General features: G+C 61.7%; 21 protein-coding genes. 6 read left to right on the forward strand and 15 right to left on the reverse strand.

The genetic code is table 11. The annotated features are described in order from the left end of the window. Positions 1 to 116: 116 nt before the first annotated feature. From clpA to HB676_RS30050, 3 genes are all read right to left on the reverse strand, one after another. On the reverse strand, positions 117 to 2,543 hold the full coding sequence (clpA, locus tag HB676_RS30040) for an ATP-dependent Clp protease ATP-binding subunit ClpA (RefSeq protein ID WP_213742105.1): 2,427 nt from the start codon (positions 2,541 to 2,543) through the stop codon (positions 117 to 119). A gap of 206 nt (positions 2,544 to 2,749) precedes the next feature. Continuing rightward, positions 2,750 to 3,082: an ATP-dependent Clp protease adapter ClpS gene (clpS, locus tag HB676_RS30045; RefSeq protein WP_213742131.1), complete on the reverse strand. Its 333-nt coding sequence runs from the start codon at positions 3,080 to 3,082 to the stop codon at positions 2,750 to 2,752. A 476-nt stretch (positions 3,083 to 3,558) separates the two neighbouring features. Beyond that, positions 3,559 to 3,897, reverse strand: a complete 339-nt coding sequence (locus HB676_RS30050) for a phasin family protein (RefSeq protein ID WP_213742106.1) — start codon at positions 3,895 to 3,897, stop codon at positions 3,559 to 3,561. A 401-nt stretch (positions 3,898 to 4,298) separates the two neighbouring features. Here HB676_RS30050 and HB676_RS30055 point away from each other — a divergent pair, with 401 nt between their 5' ends. Next, positions 4,299 to 6,155, forward strand: coding sequence for a D-alanyl-D-alanine carboxypeptidase (locus HB676_RS30055; RefSeq protein ID WP_213742107.1), 1,857 nt, complete (start codon positions 4,299 to 4,301; stop codon positions 6,153 to 6,155). Positions 6,156 to 6,436: 281 nt separating this feature from the next. Here HB676_RS30055 and HB676_RS30060 read toward each other — a convergent pair whose 3' ends face one another. From HB676_RS30060 to HB676_RS30075, 4 genes are all read right to left on the reverse strand, one after another. Beyond that, entirely contained in the window at positions 6,437 to 7,168 is a 732-nt protein-coding gene (locus HB676_RS30060) for a DnaJ domain-containing protein (protein ID WP_213742108.1), read from the reverse strand. Positions 7,169 to 7,291: 123 nt separating this feature from the next. After that, complete coding sequence (locus tag HB676_RS30065) at positions 7,292 to 8,059, reverse strand: VWA domain-containing protein (protein ID WP_213742109.1); 768 nt, start codon at positions 8,057 to 8,059, stop codon at positions 7,292 to 7,294. 68 nt (positions 8,060 to 8,127) lie between these two features. Continuing rightward, the gene (locus tag HB676_RS30070) at positions 8,128 to 8,988 is read right to left on the reverse strand and encodes an alpha/beta fold hydrolase (RefSeq protein WP_213742110.1); all 861 of its coding nucleotides are present in this window, start codon (positions 8,986 to 8,988) and stop codon (positions 8,128 to 8,130) included. Between the two features lie 349 nt (positions 8,989 to 9,337). Next, on the reverse strand, positions 9,338 to 10,261 hold the full coding sequence (locus HB676_RS30075; RefSeq protein WP_213742111.1) for a division plane positioning ATPase MipZ: 924 nt from the start codon (positions 10,259 to 10,261) through the stop codon (positions 9,338 to 9,340). A gap of 301 nt (positions 10,262 to 10,562) precedes the next feature. On the opposite strand from HB676_RS30075, the gene panC reads away from it, so the two are divergent. Next, entirely contained in the window at positions 10,563 to 11,414 is an 852-nt protein-coding gene (gene panC, locus HB676_RS30080) for a pantoate--beta-alanine ligase (protein ID WP_213742112.1), read from the forward strand. Between the two features lie 136 nt (positions 11,415 to 11,550). Further along, complete coding sequence (locus HB676_RS30085) at positions 11,551 to 12,276, forward strand: hypothetical protein (protein WP_213742132.1); 726 nt, start codon at positions 11,551 to 11,553, stop codon at positions 12,274 to 12,276. A 2-nt stretch (positions 12,277 to 12,278) separates the two neighbouring features. Here HB676_RS30085 and HB676_RS30090 read toward each other — a convergent pair whose 3' ends face one another. The 5 genes from HB676_RS30090 to HB676_RS30110 all read right to left on the reverse strand — a co-directional run bounded on the left by HB676_RS30090 (position 12,279) and on the right by HB676_RS30110 (position 15,671). Continuing rightward, the gene (locus tag HB676_RS30090; RefSeq protein ID WP_213742113.1) at positions 12,279 to 12,719 is read right to left on the reverse strand and encodes a DUF1489 domain-containing protein; all 441 of its coding nucleotides are present in this window, start codon (positions 12,717 to 12,719) and stop codon (positions 12,279 to 12,281) included. Between the two features lie 39 nt (positions 12,720 to 12,758). Next, entirely contained in the window at positions 12,759 to 13,730 is a 972-nt protein-coding gene (locus HB676_RS30095; RefSeq protein WP_213742114.1) for a hypothetical protein, read from the reverse strand. A 250-nt stretch (positions 13,731 to 13,980) separates the two neighbouring features. After that, complete coding sequence (locus HB676_RS30100; RefSeq protein WP_213742115.1) at positions 13,981 to 14,172, reverse strand: hypothetical protein; 192 nt, start codon at positions 14,170 to 14,172, stop codon at positions 13,981 to 13,983. A gap of 370 nt (positions 14,173 to 14,542) precedes the next feature. After that, complete coding sequence (locus HB676_RS30105; RefSeq protein WP_213742116.1) at positions 14,543 to 14,911, reverse strand: YidB family protein; 369 nt, start codon at positions 14,909 to 14,911, stop codon at positions 14,543 to 14,545. A 103-nt stretch (positions 14,912 to 15,014) separates the two neighbouring features. Continuing rightward, positions 15,015 to 15,671 (reverse strand): glutathione S-transferase family protein, encoded by a 657-nt coding sequence (locus tag HB676_RS30110; protein ID WP_213742117.1) that lies wholly within the window; start codon positions 15,669 to 15,671, stop codon positions 15,015 to 15,017. 187 nt (positions 15,672 to 15,858) lie between these two features. Between HB676_RS30110 and HB676_RS30115 the strand changes: the two genes are divergently transcribed. Then, positions 15,859 to 16,539: a DUF599 domain-containing protein gene (locus HB676_RS30115; RefSeq protein WP_213742118.1), complete on the forward strand. Its 681-nt coding sequence runs from the start codon at positions 15,859 to 15,861 to the stop codon at positions 16,537 to 16,539. Positions 16,540 to 16,556: 17 nt separating this feature from the next. Here the strand turns inward: HB676_RS30115 and HB676_RS30120 are convergent, their stop codons facing one another. From HB676_RS30120 to mgtE, 3 genes are all read right to left on the reverse strand, one after another. After that, on the reverse strand, positions 16,557 to 17,375 hold the full coding sequence (locus HB676_RS30120; RefSeq protein ID WP_213742119.1) for an aldo/keto reductase: 819 nt from the start codon (positions 17,373 to 17,375) through the stop codon (positions 16,557 to 16,559). An 85-nt stretch (positions 17,376 to 17,460) separates the two neighbouring features. Continuing rightward, positions 17,461 to 17,778 (reverse strand): helix-turn-helix domain-containing protein, encoded by a 318-nt coding sequence (locus HB676_RS30125; RefSeq protein ID WP_213742120.1) that lies wholly within the window; start codon positions 17,776 to 17,778, stop codon positions 17,461 to 17,463. A 107-nt stretch (positions 17,779 to 17,885) separates the two neighbouring features. Continuing rightward, a complete protein-coding gene (mgtE, locus tag HB676_RS30130; protein WP_213742121.1) occupies positions 17,886 to 19,298 on the reverse strand; it encodes a magnesium transporter in 1,413 nt (470 codons plus the stop codon). Positions 19,299 to 19,466: 168 nt separating this feature from the next. Between mgtE and HB676_RS30135 the strand changes: the two genes are divergently transcribed. Both HB676_RS30135 and HB676_RS30140 read left to right on the forward strand, forming a co-directional pair. Beyond that, complete coding sequence (locus HB676_RS30135; protein WP_213742133.1) at positions 19,467 to 20,228, forward strand: polysaccharide deacetylase family protein; 762 nt, start codon at positions 19,467 to 19,469, stop codon at positions 20,226 to 20,228. A 94-nt stretch (positions 20,229 to 20,322) separates the two neighbouring features. Further along, positions 20,323 to 21,726, forward strand: coding sequence for a polysaccharide deacetylase family protein (locus tag HB676_RS30140; protein ID WP_213742134.1), 1,404 nt, complete (start codon positions 20,323 to 20,325; stop codon positions 21,724 to 21,726). The last annotated feature ends 155 nt before the right edge of the window (positions 21,727 to 21,881 follow it).

The following is a 21,881-nucleotide window of genomic DNA, read 5'->3' on the forward strand; positions in this document are numbered from 1 at the left end:
ACCCTCCCCGTGCCAATTTATGCATTGATACCGCAGGATGGGCCGCTGCCAACAAAAAAGCCGGCGGTCTTGCGACACGCCGGCTTTCTTATTGGCTTATTGCTGCGATCAGCGGCTCACGCCTTGACCAGAGGCCCTTTCGAGGCCGGGCCCTTTGAGCCACCGCCGCCATTGGGACCATTCGGCTTCGGCTTGCGCGGCACCGTGCGCTTGCGCGCGCCGGGAAGTTTTTCCGGCTTCGGCGTCACCGGCCCTTCGACAAATTCGAAACCGATCTTCTCGGCTTCGGCGTCGGCACTGGCTTCATCCTTGACCAGCACGACGCGGACATGGCCGCCACCCTTGAGCTTGCCGAACAGCACTTCATCCGCCAGCGGCTTCTTGATGTGCTCCTGGATCACCCGGGCCATCGGCCGCGCACCCATCTGCTCATCATAGCCATGCTGGACCAGCCACGCCTTGGCCGGCTCCGACAGTTCGATGGTGACGTCACGGTCGGCGAGCTGCGCCTCGAGCTGAAGCACGAACTTCTCGACCACCATGCCGATCACATCGGCATTGAGATGCGCGAACGAAACGATCGCGTCGAGCCGGTTGCGGAACTCCGGTGCGAACTGGCGATTGATCGCCTCATGGTCATCGCCTTCCCGCTTGTTGCGCGTGAAGCCGAAGGCCTGGCGCGCCAGATCTGCCGCGCCCGCATTCGTGGTCATGATCAGGATCACGTTGCGGAAGTTGACCTGCTTGCCATTATGGTCGGTCAGCCGGCCGTGATCCATGATCTGCAGCAACACATTGTACAGGTCCGGATGCGCCTTCTCGATTTCGTCGAGCAACACCACGCAATGCGGATGCTGATCAACGCCATCGGTGAGCAGGCCGCCCTGGTCGAAGCCGACATAGCCTGGAGGCGCGCCGATCAGGCGCGACACGGTATGCCGCTCCATATATTCGGACATGTCGAAACGGATCAGTTCGACGCCCAACGACGCCGCAAGCTGCTTGGCGACTTCGGTCTTACCGACGCCGGTCGGACCCGAGAACAGATATGAGCCGATCGGCTTCTCCGGTTCGCGCAAGCCGGCACGCGCCAGCTTGATCGAGGCCGAGAGCGCGTCGATCGCCTTGTCCTGACCGAACACAACACGTTTCAAGGTTTGTTCAAGATGCTTCAACACCTCGGCATCGTCCTTCGAGACGCTCTTGGGCGGAATCCGCGCCATGGTCGCGATGGTGGTTTCGATTTCCTTGATGCCGATGGTCTTCTTGCGCTTGTTCTCGGCCACCAGCATCTGCGCAGCACCGGACTCGTCGATCACGTCGATCGCCTTGTCCGGCAGCTTGCGGTCATGGATGTAGCGCGACGACAATTGCACCGCGGCCTCGATGGCCTCGTTGGTGTATTTCAGCCGGTGATAGTCCTCGAAATACGGCTTGAGGCCCTTGAGGATCGCAATCGCATCCTCCACCGTCGGCTCGTTGACATCGATCTTCTGGAACCGGCGCACCAGTGCGCGGTCCTTCTCGAAGTGCTGGCGGTATTCCTTGTAGGTGGTCGAGCCCATGCAGCGGATGGTGCCCGATGCGAGCGCCGGCTTGAGCAGATTGGATGCATCCATCGCGCCGCCGGAGGTGGCGCCGGCGCCGATCACGGTGTGGATTTCGTCGATGAACAGGATGGCGTTCGGATGCGCCTCCAGCTCCTTGAGCACCTGCTTCAGCCGCTCCTCGAAGTCGCCGCGATAGCGCGTTCCGGCGAGCAGCGTACCCATGTCCAGCGAGAACACGGTCGCCGCGGCCAGCACTTCCGGCACTTCGCTGTCGACGATGCGCTTGGCGAGTCCTTCCGCAATTGCGGTCTTGCCGACGCCGGCCTCGCCAACAAACAACGGGTTGTTCTTCTGGCGGCGGCACAGCACCTGGATGGCGCGATTGATCTCTGCGTTCCGTCCGATCACCGGATCGATCTTGCCGTCACGCGCCTTCTTGTTGAGGTTGACGCAGTAAGTATCGAGCGCCTCGCCCTTCTTCTTGGAATCCTCATTGCCCTTGGTCTCGGTTTCTTCGTCGACACCGCGCACCGGGCGCGCTTCCGACACCCCGGGCCGCTTGGCAATGCCATGGCTGATGTAGTTGACCGCGTCGTAACGGGTCATGTCCTGCTCCTGCAGGAAATAGGCGGCGTGGCTTTCGCGCTCAGCGAAAATCGCGATCAGCACATTGGCGCCCGTGACTTCCTCACGGCCGGATGACTGGACGTGAATCACGGCACGCTGGATCACGCGCTGAAAGCCCGCGGTCGGCTTGGCGTCATCGGCGCCATCCGTCACCAGGTTTTCGAACTCGGTCTCGAGATAGTTGACGAGACTGGTGCGCAGCTTGTCGAGATCGACGCTGCAGGCGCGCATGACAGCGGCTGCATCGGAGTCGTCGATCAGCGACAACAGCAGATGTTCAAGCGTCGCATATTGGTGGTGACGCTCGTTTGCAATCGCCAGCGCTCGGTGCAGGGATTGTTCAAGGCTCTGGGAAAAAGTAGGCATTCGCGTCCTCTGTGGCCCCCGGCCATCATGATCGCCGTTGGCCGGTCAGGCAACAACAACCTTTGTCATTTCGTCTGTCATATAGGTACGTCCGATCGTGGTGAAAGACCGGTTCCCGCAACTCGTTAAGTTCTGCCGGCGGGCAGCCGTCATCCACACTGGATCGATGCAAAACCCGTTCCGATTCTGGTGGGTCGCGCGCGACGTCACTTCTTTTCCATCACGCATTGCAGGGGATGCTGGTGCTTGCGTGCAAAATCCATCACCTGCGTCACCTTGGTCTCGGCGATTTCGTAGGTGAATACGCCGCACTCCCCGATGCCATGATGATGGACATGAAGCATGATTTTGGTCGCGGCTTCGACGTCCTTCTGAAAGAATTTCTCTAGAACGTGAACGACGAATTCCATCGGGGTGTAGTCGTCATTCAATATCAGCACACGATAGAGATTCGGTTTCTTGGTCTTGGGTTTGACCTTGGCGATGACGGATGTGGCCGGACCGCCGGTCCCGCCGGCAGGATTCTCTTCGTTGCCCATTCGCGGGGCAGATGCGGCGGCTGATGGCACGGACGGATCAGGTTTGAAAGTTAATGGCAACATGGCACAGGCGTTCGGAATCCCCAGGAAAACTGGACTTGAAACTGGACTTGAAACTGGAGCTGCCGCCGGGTGTCTTTCTCCGACGTCGCCATCGAAGCATCCCGCAGACCTTCCAGATCGCCGCGCCCGAACGGCCTGACCCATCGACTGGATCGATGACAGGAATATGGGTCTAGCTTCGGTTCGCCGCAAGCGCGCAGATACCGGTCAAAAGCACTTGCGACGGACCCGATTCCCGGCCCGGCGACCCCAGGAGGTTAGTCAATCCCGGTGGATTTGACAAAGCGCTGATAGCCGGGCGCTCTTAGAACAAGAAAAAGCCCGGCGGATGAGCGCCGGGCTTTGAATTTCGGAATAGCAGGTTCCCGTCAGAGCGTTTTCCCGGTCGGGTAAGGAAAACGCGTCAAAACAGCTTAGTGCGCGGCCGGGGTGAACTTCGCGACGATGCCTTCGATCGGCTTGAAGGTCTGCTTGGCGAGATCGCTGTAAAGGCCGGCGATCTTCTGCGACTCGGCCACGAAAGTCTCATAAGCGGACTTCGCGTATTCGGTCTGCACTTCGATCGCCTTGTCCAGCGACTTCACGCCCGACAGCTTCTCGGCGAAGGACTTGGTGTCTTCAAAGGATTTCTTGGTGTAGTCGCCATAGGCGCTGGCGATCGCCTGAAAGCCGGTCTGCAGGGTCGTCGCGGAAGCAACGACCGTGTCGAAATGCTCTTTGCCGTACTGCTGAATGTCTTCAATTTTGACCATGTAAAGGAGTCCTTTCCCAGACTGATGTCTCGTTGATCTGCCGGGAGGTCCCGGCCCCCTGACCTTCCCCAATATAGTGCAATGCACAATAAAGTCAATTATTTTGTGCGACGCACAAATTCCTGCCACTTTTTGCATCGAATCCCGGGGTGTTACGCAAGCCTTTCTTAATCTTTTGGAAACTCCGGCCACCTAACCTGATTCCTGGCCTGCCCGGTTCCGGGCGGCTATCCGAAAACTGTTTGTGTACAGCGTCTTAGCTAGAATAGCGGACTGATCGGCCGGTCGGGCAGTAACTTATGCGGCGACCAGGCGTCTGAGCAGGCAAACATCAGCGACCGTTGGGCATAATTTGGCCTCACGAACCGGTGATCAAGACAGAAATTGGGACGGGGAAGTTCATGCTTCGCACAACCTTGGCTTCCTCGCGCTTGCGGGTTTGCGCGTTCGGGTTCGTAACGGTCACTACCGCGCTCGCCTTCACCACCGATGCCGCCGACGCGCGCCACTACCGGCATTACCGGCATCATGCGCGCCATCACAGCGAAGCGCAGGAAAGCTACAGCCCGCAATTCTCCTCCATCATCGTCGACGGCAATTCCGGCGCAACGCTGACTTCCAACAATCCCGACGGAAGCCGCCATCCGGCGTCGTTGACCAAGATCATGACGCTTTATCTGCTGTTCGAGCGCCTCGACTCCGGCAAGATGAAGCTCGACACCGAAATGGACGTGTCCGAACACGCCTCCGAGCAGGCTCCGACCAAACTCGGACTGCGCCCCGGCCAGACCATCCGCGTCGAAGACGCCATCAAGGGACTGGTGACGCGTTCCGCCAACGACGCCGCCGTCGTAATCGCCGAAGCCATTGCCGGCGATGAAGATGATTTCGCCAAGCTGATGACCCGCAAGGCCCGCGCCCTCGGCATGAGCCGGACGACCTACCGCAACGCCTCCGGCCTGCCCGACGACGATCAGGTGACCACGGCGCGCGATCAATCGACCCTCGGCCGCGCCATCCAGGACCGCTTCCCGCGCTATTACCGCTATTTCTCGACCACCGCATTCAACTATCACGGCCATTCGATCGCCAACCACAATCACCTGCTCGGCACCGTCGAGGGCGTGGACGGCATCAAGACCGGCTACACCCGCGCGTCCGGCTTCAATCTCGTGACCTCGATGCGCCGGGGTAACCGCCATCTGGTCGGCGTGGTGATGGGCGGCCGCAGCGGCGGTTCGCGCGACGCCATCATGCGTGGCCTGCTTGCGGAAAACCTCGAAAAGGCCTCGACCAAGCGGACCGTTGCCGCGATCACCGAGCGCAATCCTTCCGAAGCCAACGCCGATGTGGCGGAAGTTGAAGCCGCGACCCAGCCGGCGACGGTTCAGGTTCAGGGCGCTGTCCAGGCCGTGCCGGTCGAACCCGCCGCACCGCCGCCGGTCCGCTCGACCACTCCCACCCTGCGAAACGTCGTGGCAGCCGCCACCGCGGCAATGCCGCCACCGGCCAAATCCGACACCCGATTTGACGCCAAATCCGATGCCAGGTCCGAACCCGCGCCGCTGACCAATGGCGTCATTCAAACCCAGTCGATCGCGGCGATCCCCGGTTCGTCCGAACCGATGAAGCCCGTTAAAGTAAAGACCGTCCAGATCAAGGCCGGACAGGTCAAGCTGGCGTCGGCAGGCTCCGCACAGCCCTCAACCCCCGTCACCAATACGATCTCGGCGCGCCAGGACGTACCGGAGACCTCGAGCGCGGTGATGGCCAAGGCTGAGATCAACAAGGCTGAAATCAACAAGGCCGAGATCAGCAAGCCTGAATCCAGCATGCCGCCGCAACCGGCGAACCACGGCACCGGAAACGGCGTGCTCGGCGTACTGCCGGCTTCTAGCGTTCCGTCCGCGCCCCCCACCCAGGCGATGGCCTACGCCGACCCGGCTCCGCGCGCTTCGCAGCAGCCCCAGACCATTCAGCAGAACGGCGCCATCAAGCCCGAAGCCACCCACACCGGATGGATCATTCAGGTCGGCGCGCTGGAAAGCGAAAGCGAAGCCCGTCAGCGCATCGAGGCCGCACGCAGTCAGGCCCACGGCCTGCTCAACAAAGCCGACCCGTTCACCGAGCCCGTCGTCGCCAAGGGCGAAAGAAAGCTGTTCCGGGCCCGCTTCGCCGGCCTCGATCGCGATCAGGCCGAAGCGGTGTGCCGGACGTTGAAGCACAGCGACATCTCCTGCATCACCGTCCGCAACTGACCGGCAGCATTACCAGCGCCGCATAACGCAGCCTGACGACCACCCCCCGCGCCTCCTCGCGCCCGGGGTTGCGGCCCCATGGAACCTGCTTTAGCCGCGTCATGTTGCCGCCTGCGCGCAAGCCTCACGCGATTTGCAAACTTCTCGTCAAGATTTACCCGCTACAAACTATGAAGTGAAAGATCGACCACGCCGGACAACGGCGGGCGGCAACGGGCGTCAATCGGAGAATGAAGCAGAAGCAACTCTCGGATTTGTAGCGTTTGATAGCGTTTCCGGAGTTAGCTGTGATGCGTACGAAGCAAAGTATCCTTGGCCTCGTTTACACGGGCGGCGAGGTACGTCGACCCCCCTTGGTCGGGATGCAATTTCTTCATCAGGGCGCGATGCGCCCGGCCGATCTCGGCGCGCCCCGCGCCCGGTTGCAGGCCAAGGATCTGATAGGCCTCCTCGTTCGTCATTTTGCCGCTCGACGCCGCGCGGCTCTGCCCCCCTGTCGCATCGCTCTGCGCGTTCTGACGCCAGGCGGGAAACCTGCGGTCCAGATAGCTTTCAAGTAGCGGCACGCTTTCGGCATCGAGTTCTGGAATCATCGCCAGCAACTGCGGCAGTTCGAACTCGCCGAGGGAGTGCCCGGCATGCGGCCCGGCCACGATCTGGCCTGTGAGCTCGCCGCTATCGTGATCGAGGCTCATGTCGAAAAACTGGGAGCGGACCCGCGACTTTTGTCCTGACGAGCGCGCTCCGCCCAGGCCTCCGAACATCCCCGAGATATTGCTGAAAGCCGTCGTCCCGAACGGCGACCAGCCCAACAGGCCGGCGCCGAAAATGCCGAGCGGAACCGCAACGGCCAATTCGCCCCTGATGCCGGTAAAGGCCGCAACCGCGAGCGCGACAACGCCGCCGACAATCTTGACCGCGCGCGCCAGCACCGCCGGATTGGCCGCACGAAACATCTGCAACAGCGAATAAAGTACGAAAACGGCGACGACGCCGGCGATCAAGGTAGCCATGGTCGCAATATAGCGATGTCGGCGGTAAAAAACATGCCGATCCTCCCTGCCCCAAAAATCAACGTCACGCCAAAGCCTCGCCGCGACGGCAAGCCGCCGTCCACGCTTGTCATCGGCTTTGGATCACTTCATCTGGCCAAGCAATTTGGCTGCACCGCTTGCGGTTTTCGACAGTTGCTGCAACGCCGCGCGGCCACCGGCCGCATAGGCTGCCGCGGCACGCAACAGCTCGCGCAATTGCGCTGCGGCGCCGGGATCGAACCTGCACCATGCACCCCCGGTCAGGCGCGCGATTTCCCGGAACGCCTGCTCGGCCGCGACGTCATGGCCTTCCTGAAACATGAACACCGGCACCTTGAGAAGACCAAGTTCGCCTGCCTTGGCGCAGAGTGCGTCGACATTTTCTTCCATGGCATCGCCGACGAACACCACCGCGCGCACCGCGGAAGCCACCGCCTCGCGCCGCGCTTCCGACAGCACCTTGCCGATCTGGGTATTGCCGCCCTGGCACGTGATCTTGCCCATCAGCCTAGCCAGTTCCGCGCTGTCTGATATCCAGCCGGTGGCACGGCACTCACTGAGGCCGCGATAATAGACAAGGCGGATATCGAGGCTGCCCAATGCCGCGGCCTCGCGAAACATGTCGGCCTGCAGCGCGCAGGCCATGTCCCATGTCGGTTGCCGGCTCATGGTGGCGTCGAGCGCGAACACCAGCCGCCCCTTGGCGCCCGCGGCATGCGGCGACATCGCGCGAGCTTTTGCGACGAAGGCAGCGATGTCCTCCGCGGCCGACGGCATCTCCTGCGGCAATGAGCCAGCTTTGCCGGCCGCCGCGTTGCGGCCTGCGGATGTTTCGACGGATGATTTCGGTTTGGTCGGCTCGCCGGACATGAAAGCTCGCAAATGACTGCGAGCCTTATGTGGGCTGCGATCCCCGAGGGGTCAATGCGTGCGCAGGGTCAGTTCTGAGCGACCGGCGCATAGGGCGCGACCGGTCCGGCGTCCGTCATGATCGGCGGCAGCACCTTTGTATCGACTGGCCGCAGCGGACTCTCGTCATCAAGGAATTTATCGACCATTTGCTGGATCGATGCCTTGGCCTCGTCGGGTCCGGTATCGCGCATGTCGTTGTGCTGGAAAGAGGTCTGTACAACAGTAATGCCAGCCTTCTCGCAAGTCGCGTCGTCGGGAACGACGCCGGGATCAGCCTTGAAGACGGGATCCTTCGAGCGGAACGAAAGAATCTTGAACTTGCCGTCGGTCATGAAGGGCACGCGCAGATTGTCGAGCGTCACGATCTTCTTGACTTGATCGGGGTACATTTTGGCAAAGTACAGCGAGACGTCGGCGCCCATGGAGTGTCCCACCATGGTCAGATGTTCGTAGTCCGCATTCGGCTGGACCTGCCGCATTTCATCAACCGCAAAGCGGATGTTGGCGATGTCACGCTCGTACTGCGGCTGGCGGCCGACATAGAGCTCACCGACTTTTGTCACCATCGGCGCGTCAGTCGCCAGATCATGCTGAATGCTGACCACAATATAACCGCGCGCGGCAAAGACGTTGGCGAGGAAAGAGTACTCGGTGAATTTGACGGTGTTGCCGTGGTTGAGGATCACCACCGGCAGCTTGAGCATGCCGGCGTTCGCCTGGAATTCCTTGTCGCGCCGCACGGCCAGATCGACAGCGACTTCGCGATTACCGCGCGCCGGATCATTGAACGTGATCATCTCGTGCCGGATAGCCCACTTGCTCGCCGTGAAATAGGCGACGGTAACAAGTGCGGAAAGCGAAAGCAGAACAGCAATTCCACGTTTCATTTTTGTCCTCGGCTTAACGGCGTGCGCCGTCCGGCTTCATCGAGACTCTGGCAGTCATGATATCTTAATACACAGCGTCGTGACGGGAAGACCAAATATTGTGACTTCGCCGCCTGATCGTTGTGCGATGCACCCAGATATTGTGCAGGTGCACAATGATCCGGGCGGCGTCCAAACTGGGACGCCGCGTCTCAAGAAGCGGTTCAAAACCTAGGTAAAGGCCCGGTAAAAGAACAGGCTGGTAAAAAACGGCCTACCGGCGCCATCGTTCCGCTGCTCGGTTGCTAATATGAAGGAAACCTTCCCCCGGGCGATCGACGCCGACAAGCGGGTCAATCCCGCGCCAGCTTCAGGCCCCCAGGATGTCGTGGACTTCAAGCGGCTTGTCGACCTGGCTGAACCATTCGGCGCGGTTGGCCGCGCGGCGGCGGCCGCGTTCGTCGAGCGGCAGCTTGAGCTGGCGTAGCAGGCTCGTGACTTCCTCGCGGGCCGTCACATGGCCCATGCTGGGCCGGGTGCCGAGTGTCGCTTCGTCGAGATCGTCAAGCGCGGTGAGACCGCGGGGGAAGAATTCACGGTACACCACGCGCTCGGCAAAGCCGTCGATCGAACGGAAGCCGAGCCGGAACGACAATTCTTTAAGGCCATCGGCGACCAATTGCTTGTTGCGCGATCCCAGCATCGACAACCGGTTGCGCACCACGATCCAGTCGGTAGAGACGCCGTCGACCTGGCGGCGCTTGCGCCTGGTGTCGCGCACCATCTCGGCATAGTGGCTCTCGCCGGTGACCGAATAGGTCGCGGGATCGACGGTTCCGAGCACATCGAAATCGAGGAAGCTGTCGTTGATCGGCGTCACCAGCGTATCGGCCATCGAATGCGCCAGCCGCATCAGGTAGCTGTCGGAACCGGGAGTATCGATCACGATAAAATCGAACGTCCGTTCGACCGCGGTCACGGCGGACATGAATTGCTGGAATTCGGACGTCTCGTTGTCGGCGATCTGCATGGTGTCGCCGAGCTTGATGCAGGAATGCACGGGAAGCTCGAGATCGAGCCCGGTGCGGCGCGCCCAGGCACGGCGGTTGTCGATGTAATGCGTGAAGCTTTGCTGGCGGCAATCGAGATCGATGGTGGCGACGCGCTGGCCGGCTTTCATCAGGGCGACGGCGATGTGCAGAGCGGTAGTGGATTTACCCGAACCGCCCTTCTCATTGCCCAGCACAACGACATGAGCCGAGCCTGATTGGCCTTGACTAGCCTGCACCAACATTTTTAACCCCTGTTGATATCTTCAAATTACGTGCGACCGCGGTCAAGTTAAATGCGCAACACCGCGCGCAAATCACGAACCGTCTGCCTTAATCATGAATCGCAGGCGTGATGCGGCGTGCATGCGCGTGTGTTTGAGTTTGGCCGCTCGGCGTGGACGACCAGCAGGGCTGCCCTGTCTTATCCGGCTGTTGCCTAACTTGGCGGCAGGCCACCGGCTTTGATAAGGTCGATTTCTCCGCCGTCGAATTGGCTGCGAAGCAAGTTGCCGCCGATTTCCTGACCTCACAGATCGAGCCCCGATGTCGCCAAGCCCCATGATCGTCCGCACGGTCCCCGCGTTACGCCGCGCTATCGAGGGCCTTCGCGCTCGAAAAGCCACCACCGCTTTGGTGCCAACCATGGGTGCACTCCATGACGGCCATGTGTCGTTGGTTCGGCTGGCGAAACGTCGCGCCAAAAGGGTCATCGTCTCGATCTTCGTTAATCCGACCCAGTTCGCGCCGACGGAGGATTTCGGCTCCTATCCGCGAACGTGGAAGGCCGATGTCGCCAAACTGGCGGCGGAGGACGTCGACCTGATCTGGAATCCCGACGTCAAGACGATGTATCCGGTGGGCTTTGCGACCCGGATTCTGACCGAAGGACCCGCCACCGCCAATCTGGAGGATCGCTTCCGCCCGCACTTCTTCGGCGGCGTTGCTACCGTCGTCGGCAAGCTGTTTACGCAGTGCCGGCCGGATTTCGCGATCTTCGGCGAAAAGGATTTTCAGCAACTGCGCGTGGTGACGCAGATGGCCGGCGATCTCGACCTCGGCGTCAAGGTGGTGGGATCTCGAACCGTGCGCGAGCGCGATGGCCTCGCAATGTCCTCGCGCAACGTCTATTTGACGCCCGAGGAGCGCAGTTCTGCGACCGTCCTCTACCGCGCGATGAAGCAAAGCGCCGCACGCCTGCGGGCCGGCGACGACGCCGAAGCGGCGATGGCCGGCGGCGCCGAGATGATCGTGAGCGCTGGTTTTGCACTGGATTATTTTGAGGTCCGGCACGCCGAGACGCTGGCGCCGATCGCCTCGTTCAAGGACGGGCCGATGCGGATCCTGGTCGCGGCCAAAATCGGAAAGACCCGGCTGATCGATAATATCGGGGTTTAGCGCGGCCTCCTCGCTTGGCTGACCGGCCAGCGTAGTTTTCCTGTCGCACAACTGCGGATAGATATCGCTCAAGGATTTTCCGGGAGCTTTCAGCATGGGCCTGTTGGGCGTCCGCGCCATTATCTTCACCGGGCTGATGGGCCTCTTCGCCAGCGGATTTGCCGCCGCGCAGACGGCGCAGCGGCCGCCCGTCGGCGGTTTCGGTCAGTTGCCCGATGCGATGATCTTTTATGTCGCGCATGGCTCATCCGGCTCATGCGGGCCCGGATGCTCGGAATGGATTGCCGCCGAAGGCGTCATCCAGTGGGACACGCATAAGCGGCTGATCGCGATCCTCGACCGGCAGGCCGGACGCAAGCTTCCGGTCGTCATCCACGCGTGGGGAGAGTCCAATCTCAATGTCGCCACCAGCCTGGGTCGCATCCTGCGCGACCGCGGCTTCGACACCACGGCGGGATCGACCAAGGTCGAAACCTGCAAGGGAAAAACGGAAGCGGAATGCTTCGCGCTCAAGCGTCCGGGCGGCCCGCTCGACGCGAAGGTGGATGTGCTGGATGCGCGCTGCGAAACGGCCTGCGTATTGATGCTGGCCGGCGGTGTGCACCGAAGCCTGCCCGCCGGCACGCAGATGGTCCTGAGCGGCATGTCGATCCGCAACCGCCTGGCGCCCAACGTGTCCGACGAACGCCGCGAAGGGCTGACGGCGCGATTTGGCGAGTTGTTCCGGATTTATCTGCGCGAAATGGGCGTCGAACCGGGGCTGCTCGACATCGTCGATCGCAATGCAGAATCCGGGCGCACCACCGACCTGCCGGCTTCCGAATGGAGCCGGCTGCGGATTGTCACGGTGACGTCGCTGTAAGTTTAGAGCAGTCCAAGATCGCGTAGCTCGCGGCGCATTGGCTCAGGCATCGCCGCGACACTCGCTGCCGCCGCCTTGCCGAGATCCGGTGGCACTGAATCTTCCGTGAAATAGCGCCAGCCCTGGAAGGCCCGCATCGGCCGTGGCGAAACCGCGATGACCTTGGGCTGCATCACCAGCCGACAGCGCCCGATACCGTCGCTATCGCGAAACGGCTCGATCGCGATGAGTTTTTCGCGGGCCGCGATTTCGCCCTTGATAACCCAGTACAGCGAACCTCCGCCGAGCAACTCGTCGACGCGTTTGGGCGTCATCCGGGTGATGTGAATGTGATGGCGCGGCAGGCCCTTTTTCTTGGCGGTCTGCATACGCTCGGCGACCCAGCCTTTGAGTTCCTTGACGGACTCGCAGCCGACGGCAAGCTTGATGAGATGAAGCGACATGGTCGGAGGTTTAGCGATCAGCGCCGGCTTTTGGAAGGATCAATCATTCGACGCGGCGGGAGCCTGTGGAGGAGCAATTGAAACCGGCGCAGACGCCGGTGCTGCGGCGCGTGGCGGCTTAGGCGCCGGCGGCTTCTTGGCCGCGGCGAGCGTGGGTGTCGGCGCGCCCGGCGGCGGCGATAACGGCACCGGCGCTGCGGCCGTCGCGACCGGTTGTTTCGGCGCTGACGGTCTCGCCGCCGGCGCTACCGGCTCCGGCGTCATGATACTGACCGGCGGGGTCGAGGCCGCGGTCGGAAACTCGGCATTGGTCGGTCTACCCGTGGGCACCCCCGGAATAAGTGCTGCGACCGGTGCCGGGACGGGCGGCGCATTCCACGTCGATGCATAACGCGAGATCAGGCCGTCATAGACCCGCTCGTCCATGTTGGCCGCGATCTGGTGGCTGTCTGTCAGCGCGCGGAAAGCGGCGCAATCCGACGGCGTGCAATGATCCCGCGCCACCAGCGCGTACGCCATCAAGCCATATCGGTCGTGCTCGACCGCGTGGCGCAACGCCTGCAATTCCGGCGTCAGGTTTTTGTTGGCCGTGGCGACGTCGCCCAAGGCGGTCAGCCGGCTGATCTGGGAGGCTGCATAGGACACGGCCGCCGCCGAGGATTCCGCAGAACCGAACAGCGCCTTCTCGCAGGCGGCCAGAACGGCGTCGCCGGCCAGATCGTCGACACAGGCCAGCGCCGGCAGCGTCACGTTCATCGCCTGCGGCGAAGAAGACTCTGCGGAGCCGACCTGCCCGCCCGGTCCAAATCCGCGAATGGTGGCGGCGACGGCGACAGCAATAGCCAGCAACGTGATCACCGTCAGCGCGCCGTTGGCGACGGACTTCTCCGCGCGCAACAGCGTGATGAGGACGATAATCCCGAAGAATCCTGCCGCGGCCAAGGTCAGCCACATCGGAAAGGTCGGTGAACGCCAGATTTGATCCAGCGATGGTGCCCAGGCCCAGTTCATGCGCATTGTCCCTTAGAGCCTGATCGGTTCTGATCGAATCAGAACGGGGCTCTAATTTTTGTTTTGACGCGTTTTCTTGACGCGAAACGGTACCGACTTCGCTCGAAAAACGCTCTGGCGCAGCATACAGCGCATTCGGCGAAAGTGGATGCCGACTCTTTCGCAACTCGACGCAGAATGCTTCCGCGAACGGGGCCTTTTCACGGCAGGCGCAATGCAAGCCGCTCCTATTCGGAGACCCGAACAAGTTTTAAGAAATTGCGAGCTGACTTTCCTTGGCCACCCGCTCGAAAGCTTCGGCCGAATGCTTGATCCGGTACTGACAGTCGTCACCATCGGTCGGCAGTTGCCGGATCACTTCATAGGTCCCGCTTGCACCCGGACGTGCGACATTGCTGGCCGTAAAATAGACCGACGCTCCAACGTTGTATTTGTGCTTCAACGCCCTTCTCCATCACGCAACAAGCGCCGGCCGCGCCCGCATGTCCCGCTGCAACGACCGGCTGGAAAACATGCTATTTCCTAGCACAAAGCGGCGCCTTCGAGCCACGCCATAAGCACATGGCAAATACGAGGAATTTGCAGGTTTTTCAGTACGATAAATGGTTGTTTCGGGAGCTTTGAAGCCGACCGATCGGCCGTCCCGTGGAACCGTCCCGAACGAGCTCAAAACGGGATCATTTCAGACCCGAATATGGGCCCAAATGCGAAAATCCCCCTCGCCTGCGGCGGACGCTGGCAGGAGGGTTTCCCGGCCGTCCGGCCCCTTCCAATGGAGGCCGCCGGTCATGCGGAACTGAACGAAGCAGATTTCAGGCGGTATGCGGCAGCTTGCCGTCCGGGCTGGCGTGATCCACCGCGGTGGGAATCTGCTTGGCCAGAATTTCGGAGATCTGATCGACCGGGATATTGTACTTCGCAGCTAATTGCCTGACGGTGTCGTTGCCGAGCACCTGATGCAATTGGTCGGCCGTGATCGGCAAATTCGCGCCGCTTCCGATCCAGGATTTAACCTGGTCGCCGAGGCCAGCCTGCTGCAGCTTGGCCACGATCGCGGTCAGCCCACCCTGGCCTCCATTGCCGAACAGTTCGCTCAGCACCGCCGGCAGTACAGCGCTGCCAAGCTGGCCAAGCGCGCTCTTGAACTCGGGTGAATTTTCCAGTGAATCAAGAATGCCCATAGCCAAACCCTTTTTGCCAATTCGCAATGCCGGTTCCAGATTCAGACCGCTTTCGCCCGCCTCCGTCAAGCCGCGATTGCACGCAAAGCCCGGCTACCGGCACTTAGGTCGTCTCAAATCTGTCAATGACGATGGTCTCAGCCAGGCCCGCTTTAGTCCATTCCGCAAAAGCCGGCAGTGACATCATCGTCGCCATGTAGTCCCGCGCGCCCGGCTCGACCTCGATCGCATAGGTCCGGAAGCGATGCACGACCGGCGCGAACATCGCATCCGCGCCGCCAAAGGCCCCAAACAGGAACGGCCCGGACGCGCCGTAGCGCTGGCGACACTCGATCCAGATCTGCTGAATGCGCGCGATATTGGCGCGCGCATCCGCTGACAATTGGATCGCGCCCACCGGCCGATGCAGGTTCATGCCGCATTCATTGCGAAGCGCCATAAAGCCCGAATGCATCTCCGCCGAAATCGAACGTGCATGCGCCCGCTCAGCGCGATCCTGCGGCCACAGCCGCTTCTCCGGAAATCGTTCGGCGAGGTATTCGATAATGGCCAGCGAATCCCATACCGTGATGTCACCGTCGATCAGCGCCGGCACCTTGCCGGAGCGCGTGAAACCCAAAATGCGCTGCTTGTCGGCGTCACCAGTGTAAAGCGGAATGAAAACCTCGTCGAAGGCGATGTCGTTGGCACGCAACGCCAGCCACGGCCGCATCGACCAGGACGAATAGTTCTTGTTGCCGATCACGAGCGTCAATGTCATGCACGAAAATCCATCATTGGGTTGTGATCCTGCCTTGGTATGCCTCTTGGTGAACCGGTGTCGCCAAAATGCGTGAGGTGCTATCGCAAGATATCACGAACTTCGGCTATGCGGCACTATCAGCGCGCGGCACTGGTTGCCGCCATGGTCCATGCATGGCAGCATCTGATAGCAGCGGGGATAAAGCATGAGCGGCTATTGGACCGATATTCTGGCGGTCGGATTCTTCATTCTGGAATGGACGGTGTATGCCGTCACGCTGGAGCATTCGGCCTATGGGCGCGACAGCCTCTCCGCCCGCATGCACATCTACCGCGAAGTATGGATCAGGCGCATGCTCGACCGCGAGGCCCGCATGGTCGACATGCAGATCATGGCGTCGCTGCAAAACGGCACCGCATTCTTCGCATCCACCAGCCTGCTCGCGGTCGGCGGCGGGCTGGCGCTGCTGCGATCGACCAGCGAGGCGCTTGGCGTGCTTGCCGCGCTGCCGATCGATCTCAGCCCCTCGCCCGCCCTCTGGGAGCTCAAATGCGTCGGGCTGATCCTGATCTTCATCTACGCGTTCTTCAAATTCGCCTGGGCCTACCGGCTGTTCAACTATGTCGCGATCCTGATGGGTTCGATGCCGCCGGCCACCAAGCGTGATACGCCGGAAGCCGAACAGCATGTGATCCGCACGACGAGACTGTTCGAAGCCGCGGGCCGGCATTTCAATCGCGGCCAGCGCGGGTTTTTCTTTGCGCTCGGCTATCTCGGCTGGTTCGTCAGTCCCTGGGTTCTGTTCGCAACCACGGCTGCTGTGGTGATCGTCACCTGGCGCCGGCAATTTGTCTCGAGTGCCTGGCGGGCGATGGGAGAGATTTGACGCGAACCGGCGCTATCTCAATCCCATTTCGGCGCGAAGCCAAAATCGGTGAGCCGGCCCTTGGCATTCGCCATTCCTGAAATCTCGATCATCTCCTCGTCCGACAGCACGAAGTCGAAGATGTCGATATTTTCCGACAACCGTTCGATCCGCGAGGTCCGCGGGATCGCCGAAACGTTCTGCTGGATCAGCCAGCGCAGGCACACCTGCGCGGCGCTCTTGCCGTGCCCTTGTCCGATCCGCGCCAGCGTCTGGTCGTTCTTGATACGACCCTTGGCGATCGGACTATAGGCGACAACAGCCATCCCCTGGCGCGCGCAGGCCTCTCGCACCTTGGTCTGGTCGAGATAGGGATGATATTCGACCTGATCGCACGCCAACGGCTCCGGGCAGGCCGCGACGGCTTCTTCAATCAGCGCCACGGTGAAATTCGAAACGCCGATGTGCCTGGCCATGCCGAGCTTCCTGACATGCGCCAGCGCACCCAGCGTCTCGGCCAGCGGCACCTGCGGATTGGGCCAGTGCAGCAGCAGCAGATCGACCTCGGTGAGCCGCAGCTTCGTCAGGCTCTCCCTGGTGGATCGCTCGAGATCGTTGGGCGCGAAATGCGTGGTCCAGACTTTGGTGGTCACGAATATCTCGTCGCGCTTGACCTTGGAGGCACGCAGGCCGTCGCCGACCTCGCGCTCGTTTTCATAGATTTGCGCGGTGTCGATGTGGCGATAGCCGAGCCGCAGCGCCTGCTCGACCAGACGCGCACAAGTGCGCCCGCGCAGCTCCCAGGTACCTAACCCGATCGCGGGAATTTTAGCGCCATTGGCCTCGACGAATTGCATCGCGGGAACTCAAGCGGATGAGGCTTATTATGTCCCGCCGGTGTGACGCTGCCAACAACGGACACGCGCGATCAGGTCTGCGGAATCAGGCTTTGGCCAGAGCGGAGAACACGGTCTCCGGCGCATGGGCGATCACGGCCAGCAGCGCGCGCGCAGGCCCGCGCGGCATCCGCTTGCCCTGCTCCCAGTTTCGGATGGTCTCGACCGGAACGCCAAGCCGGGCGGCGAATTCGAGCTGTGTCAGGCGGGCACGACGGCGAAGATCGCGCACCGCCGGCGCGGCCGTTGCTTCCACGGGCGGAGTGACGGGTGCGTCTACAGGCATCTCGGGCGCGAGCGGAAACTCCGCCCCATCCCGCAATTCGACGATCCGTCCGTCCGCTTTCAGCCGAAGGCGCTGCATGTCCGACCCAATTCCAGAGCGCAATTCCAGAGCGCGATTCCAGAATCACGCGGACAAATTATCGGCGACGCACGTTAAGGTCCGATTAACGATAAAAATGGCGGTTCTTATTGCAACCCGAACCACATCGTTGCGATCCCGAGAAACGAGAAGAAGCCGACCACGTCGGTCACCGTCGTGACAAAGGTGCCGGAAGCCACCGCGGGATCGGCGTGCGCCCGCTCCAGCACCATCGGAATCAGAATGCCGCCGAGCGCACCGGCGAACAGATTGACCACGATCGCAAGCCCGATCACGACGCCGAGCCCGGGAATCTTGAACCAGGCCACCGCAGCGATGCCGGTGATCACGGCGAAGGCGAGCCCGTTGACGAGGCCAACGAGAGCCTCGCGCAGGACCACGCGAAACGCGTTGTTCGAACCGAGCTCGCGGGTCGCGAGCGCCCGCACCGCGACCGTCATGGTCTGTGTCGCGGCGTTGCCGCCCTGGCTCGCGACGATCGGCGCCAGCACCGCCAGCGCCACCATTTTTTCGAGCTGTCCCTCGAACAGCCCCAGCACCGAGGATGCCAGAAAGGCGGTGGCCAGATTGACCAAGAGCCAGTTGAAGCGGGCCCGGGCGATGGTCCAGACATTGTCGGACAGTTCTTCGTCGCTGGTGACACCGCCGAGCGCCTTGAGGTCCTCGTCCGCCTCCTCCTCGATCACGTCGACGACGTCGTCGATGGTGATGACGCCGACCAATCGGTTGGTGTTATCCACCACGGGAGCGGCGACCAGATTGTACTTGCCGAACAGCCGCGCCACCTCTTCCTGATCGTCGGTCACGGAAACGCGGCGGCGATCTTCGTCGATCAGATCGGCCAGCGGCACTTGGCGGCGCGCGCGCAGCAGCGCATCCAGCGGCACTGCACCTTGTAGATGCTGCGCTTTGTCAACGGCGTAGATTTCGTAGAACCGCTCCGGCAAGTCCGGGGTGTCGTTCATGTAATCGATCACCTGACCGGCGTTCCATTCCGGCGGCACCGCGATGAATTCGGTTTGCATCCGCCGGCCGGCGGAATTTTCAGGATAATCCAGGCCGCGCTCCAGCGCATCGCGCTCGGAGGGCGGCAGCCTGTCGAGAATCTCTTCCTGATCCTCCTCGTCCAGTCCCTCGAGCAATTCGACGGCGTCGTCGGATTCCAGTTCGCGAACGCCCTCGGCGACGGTCTCGGGTTCAAGCTCTTCGAGGATTTCCTCGCGGACGCTGTCATCGACCTCGTTCAGCGCGGCAAAGTCGAAATCCGCGCCGGTCAGTTCCACCAGCCTGACGCGGTCGTCCGCCTCGAGTGCCGCGATCAGATCGCCGAGATCGGCTTCATGGAGCTCTCCGACAATCGCGCCCAGCAACGGCGCGTTGGCGGCATGGATGGCACGCGTGATCTCGGCAACGAATTCATCACGGATGACGCCCTCGTCATCGCGCATCGGCACGGGATCGAGAACCACGGGCTGGGCAACATCAATATCTTCCGCCATGCCGCGCCTCGCCGATTTGACAGGATTGCTGAAGTCGTCAGAGTTGTCGCGTCACGCATTACCCAATAGGCAGCACTTGGCGCAACGACAAAACTTGACGCGATGAGAAATACGCGAACCGGCGCGCGGACCGGAAGGCACTGGGGGCCGACGACGGGCCTCGCCATCATGATGGTAGGTATCGCGGCGGCGCAGGCCGCAGATTGTCCGCGCAAGGACGCGCTTGGCACGTCACGCCTTCTCAAGGTCGATGCCGCTACCACACCCCGGGTCGGACTGAAAAGCTTTCCGCAGACCCTGCCGCTGGCCGATCACGAAGTCGTCCTGACCTTCGATGATGGTCCCTGGCCACCCACGACCACGCGGGTGCTGGCCGCATTGGCCCATGAATGTGTCCAGGCGACCTTCTTCCTGATCGGAAAGTCGGCCTCGGAGCACCCGGAATTGGTGCGAAGGATTGCCGCCGAGGGCCACAGCATCGGTCATCACACCTGGTCGCATCGCAACCTCAAGCACATCAAGCCGAATGAGGCGGTCGGGGAAATCGATCGCGGCATCTCGGCGGACGAAAAGGCGCTGCACGGGGTGGCGACCACCACGCCGAGCACGCCGTTTTTTCGTTTTCCCGGTTTTGAATCGACGCCCGCGACCCTCGATCTCCTGCAATCGCGCGGCATCGTGGTGTTCGGCGCGGATTTCTGGGCCAGCGACTGGAATCGTATGACGCCGCAGCAGGAATTAAAGCTGATCACCGACAGGCTGGAAATGGCCCGCAAAGGCATCATCCTGTTCCATGACACCAAGGCCCAAACCGCAGCCATGCTGCCGGCGTTTTTGCGCCATCTCAGGGACAATGGCTATCACGTGGTGCATCTGGTACCAGCACCGCCGCCGGCCTCCCCGGCCGTCGAACCCGACAGGGTCCATTGACGACGAAATGATATAAAAATCCGACAATTAAGGCGGTGTTCATGCCGCATTATGTAATTATCGGCCTATGGAAATGCGTGACGGTATGGGTTCTATGATTGGCAGGGGTTTTGTTCGTCTTCGGACACGGCAACAGGCGGCATTATCCGGATTATCCCTGCTATTTTCTTCCTTGTTTTCTTTGGGGCTGCTGGCCTGCATCAGCGCGCCAACGGCGGCGCTGGCGGAGGAGTGTCCGGGCCATCCCGATGCGATCGGCACCTCGCGCACTCTGGTGGTCGATCCCCGCGAGCATCGCCTGCTCGGCACCATGCAGTACCGGGAGACGCTGCCGCTGGCCGATCACGAAGTGGTGCTGACGTTCGATGACGGCCCGCTGCCGCGCAACAGCAACCAGATTCTGGAAATCCTCGCCTCGCAATGCGTGAAGGCGACCTTCTTCACCATCGGCCGGATGGCGCAGGCCTCACCGGAAGGTGTGCGCAAGCTGCGCGACGCCGGCCACACCATCGGCACCCATACCCAGAATCATCCGCTCAGCATGAACCGGATGCCGATCGAGCGCGCCCAGAAGGAAATCGACGACGGCATCGCATCGGTGAAAGCAGCCCTTGGCGATGACGCGGCGCTTGCTCCGTTCCTGCGCATTCCCGGCCTGCTGCGCGCCGACGCTGTCGAGGACTATGCACGCTCGCAGGGTCTGCAGATATGGAGCGCGGATTTTCCCGCCGATGACTGGCGGCACATTTCCCCCGCGCGCGAATACGATCTGGCGATCAACCGGATCGAGGCCAAGGGAAAAGGCATCCTGCTGCTGCACGACATCCAGGCGCGCACCGTCGCCGCCTTGCCGAGAATCCTCAATGAGCTGAAGGCGCGCGGCTATCACATCGTCCATGTGGTGCCCGCAACGCCGGACCGGCCGGCCACGCCGACCGAGCCACAGCAATGGCTGTTGCACCCGCCGACCGAAGACGTCGCGATTTCACACTGGCCAAAAATCCCGAATTTCGCGTTTGCCGGCGCCGATATGCTGCCGGTTCCCGCGCTCGCGGATTTCAACTGGCTCGGCGGCGAGCCGCTCGCCTTTGCCGAACCGTTCGATCATGCCAAGCGACCTGGGCATGGTGTGCCGCGGGACGCGCACTGGCCTCAATTATCGACGCTGCCGCTGGAGAATGCTGCCATCACCCTGCCGGCGCCGGAACAAAGCCTGTTCGAAATGCCGGATGGACTGCGCGCCGCCCTGCAAAGGGTCGCGGTATCCTCGCGTCATGTTGAACCGGCTGTATCGAGCGCGGATGAATCACGCACGAAACTCGCCGATACGGCTGGTTCCCGGCGCTTCGGCCGTGGAAAGTCACGCGTTGGACATGGCGTCGCGCGCAACCAGCGTCACGGCTCGTCACGGGTAGCGGGACGCGGAACCCGCTCCACAGCGCCGGGCCATCGCGGCCCGCTGAAGCATCTGGTTCAGGTCAAGAAAAGGCACGTGTGACGATTAGATGTGAGCTTTCAGGAGGTTGTCCATCTGGTCTGAACCGGGGAAGCTGAGGTTGCGAAGCTTCAGTGTTCCACGGAGAGACCAGATGAACAGCCATAAGAATGCCTTGCTGACGCCCCGAGGTCGAGAGCCAATGGTGCGGGCAGTTA

The sequence above is a fragment of the Bradyrhizobium sp. dw_411 genome (assembly GCF_018449695.1).
In the GTDB taxonomy this organism is placed as follows: Bacteria; Pseudomonadota; Alphaproteobacteria; order Rhizobiales; family Xanthobacteraceae; genus Bradyrhizobium.

Excerpts from the sequence above, each read along its gene's own strand:
- clpA (WP_213742105.1), bottom strand. The coding sequence starts at position 2,543 with ATGCCTACTTTTTCCCAGAGCCTTGAACAATCCCTGCACCGAGCGCTG.
- clpS (WP_213742131.1), bottom strand. The coding sequence starts at position 3,082 with ATGGGCAACGAAGAGAATCCTGCCGGCGGGACCGGCGGTCCGGCCACA.
- HB676_RS30050 (WP_213742106.1), bottom strand. The coding sequence starts at position 3,897 with ATGGTCAAAATTGAAGACATTCAGCAGTACGGCAAAGAGCATTTCGAC.
- HB676_RS30055 (WP_213742107.1), top strand. The coding sequence starts at position 4,299 with ATGCTTCGCACAACCTTGGCTTCCTCGCGCTTGCGGGTTTGCGCGTTC.
- HB676_RS30060 (WP_213742108.1), bottom strand. The coding sequence starts at position 7,168 with ATGGCTACCTTGATCGCCGGCGTCGTCGCCGTTTTCGTACTTTATTCG.
- HB676_RS30065 (WP_213742109.1), bottom strand. The coding sequence starts at position 8,059 with ATGTCCGGCGAGCCGACCAAACCGAAATCATCCGTCGAAACATCCGCA.
- HB676_RS30070 (WP_213742110.1), bottom strand. The coding sequence starts at position 8,988 with ATGAAACGTGGAATTGCTGTTCTGCTTTCGCTTTCCGCACTTGTTACC.
- HB676_RS30075 (WP_213742111.1), bottom strand. The coding sequence starts at position 10,261 with ATGTTGGTGCAGGCTAGTCAAGGCCAATCAGGCTCGGCTCATGTCGTT.
- panC (WP_213742112.1), top strand. The coding sequence starts at position 10,563 with ATGTCGCCAAGCCCCATGATCGTCCGCACGGTCCCCGCGTTACGCCGC.
- HB676_RS30085 (WP_213742132.1), top strand. The coding sequence starts at position 11,551 with ATGGGCCTCTTCGCCAGCGGATTTGCCGCCGCGCAGACGGCGCAGCGG.
- HB676_RS30090 (WP_213742113.1), bottom strand. The coding sequence starts at position 12,719 with ATGTCGCTTCATCTCATCAAGCTTGCCGTCGGCTGCGAGTCCGTCAAG.
- HB676_RS30095 (WP_213742114.1), bottom strand. The coding sequence starts at position 13,730 with ATGAACTGGGCCTGGGCACCATCGCTGGATCAAATCTGGCGTTCACCG.
- HB676_RS30105 (WP_213742116.1), bottom strand. The coding sequence starts at position 14,911 with ATGGGCATTCTTGATTCACTGGAAAATTCACCCGAGTTCAAGAGCGCG.
- HB676_RS30110 (WP_213742117.1), bottom strand. The coding sequence starts at position 15,671 with ATGACATTGACGCTCGTGATCGGCAACAAGAACTATTCGTCCTGGTCG.
- HB676_RS30115 (WP_213742118.1), top strand. The coding sequence starts at position 15,859 with ATGAGCGGCTATTGGACCGATATTCTGGCGGTCGGATTCTTCATTCTG.
- HB676_RS30120 (WP_213742119.1), bottom strand. The coding sequence starts at position 17,375 with ATGCAATTCGTCGAGGCCAATGGCGCTAAAATTCCCGCGATCGGGTTA.
- HB676_RS30125 (WP_213742120.1), bottom strand. The coding sequence starts at position 17,778 with ATGCAGCGCCTTCGGCTGAAAGCGGACGGACGGATCGTCGAATTGCGG.
- mgtE (WP_213742121.1), bottom strand. The coding sequence starts at position 19,298 with ATGGCGGAAGATATTGATGTTGCCCAGCCCGTGGTTCTCGATCCCGTG.
- HB676_RS30135 (WP_213742133.1), top strand. The coding sequence starts at position 19,467 with ATGATGGTAGGTATCGCGGCGGCGCAGGCCGCAGATTGTCCGCGCAAG.
- HB676_RS30140 (WP_213742134.1), top strand. The coding sequence starts at position 20,323 with ATGATTGGCAGGGGTTTTGTTCGTCTTCGGACACGGCAACAGGCGGCA.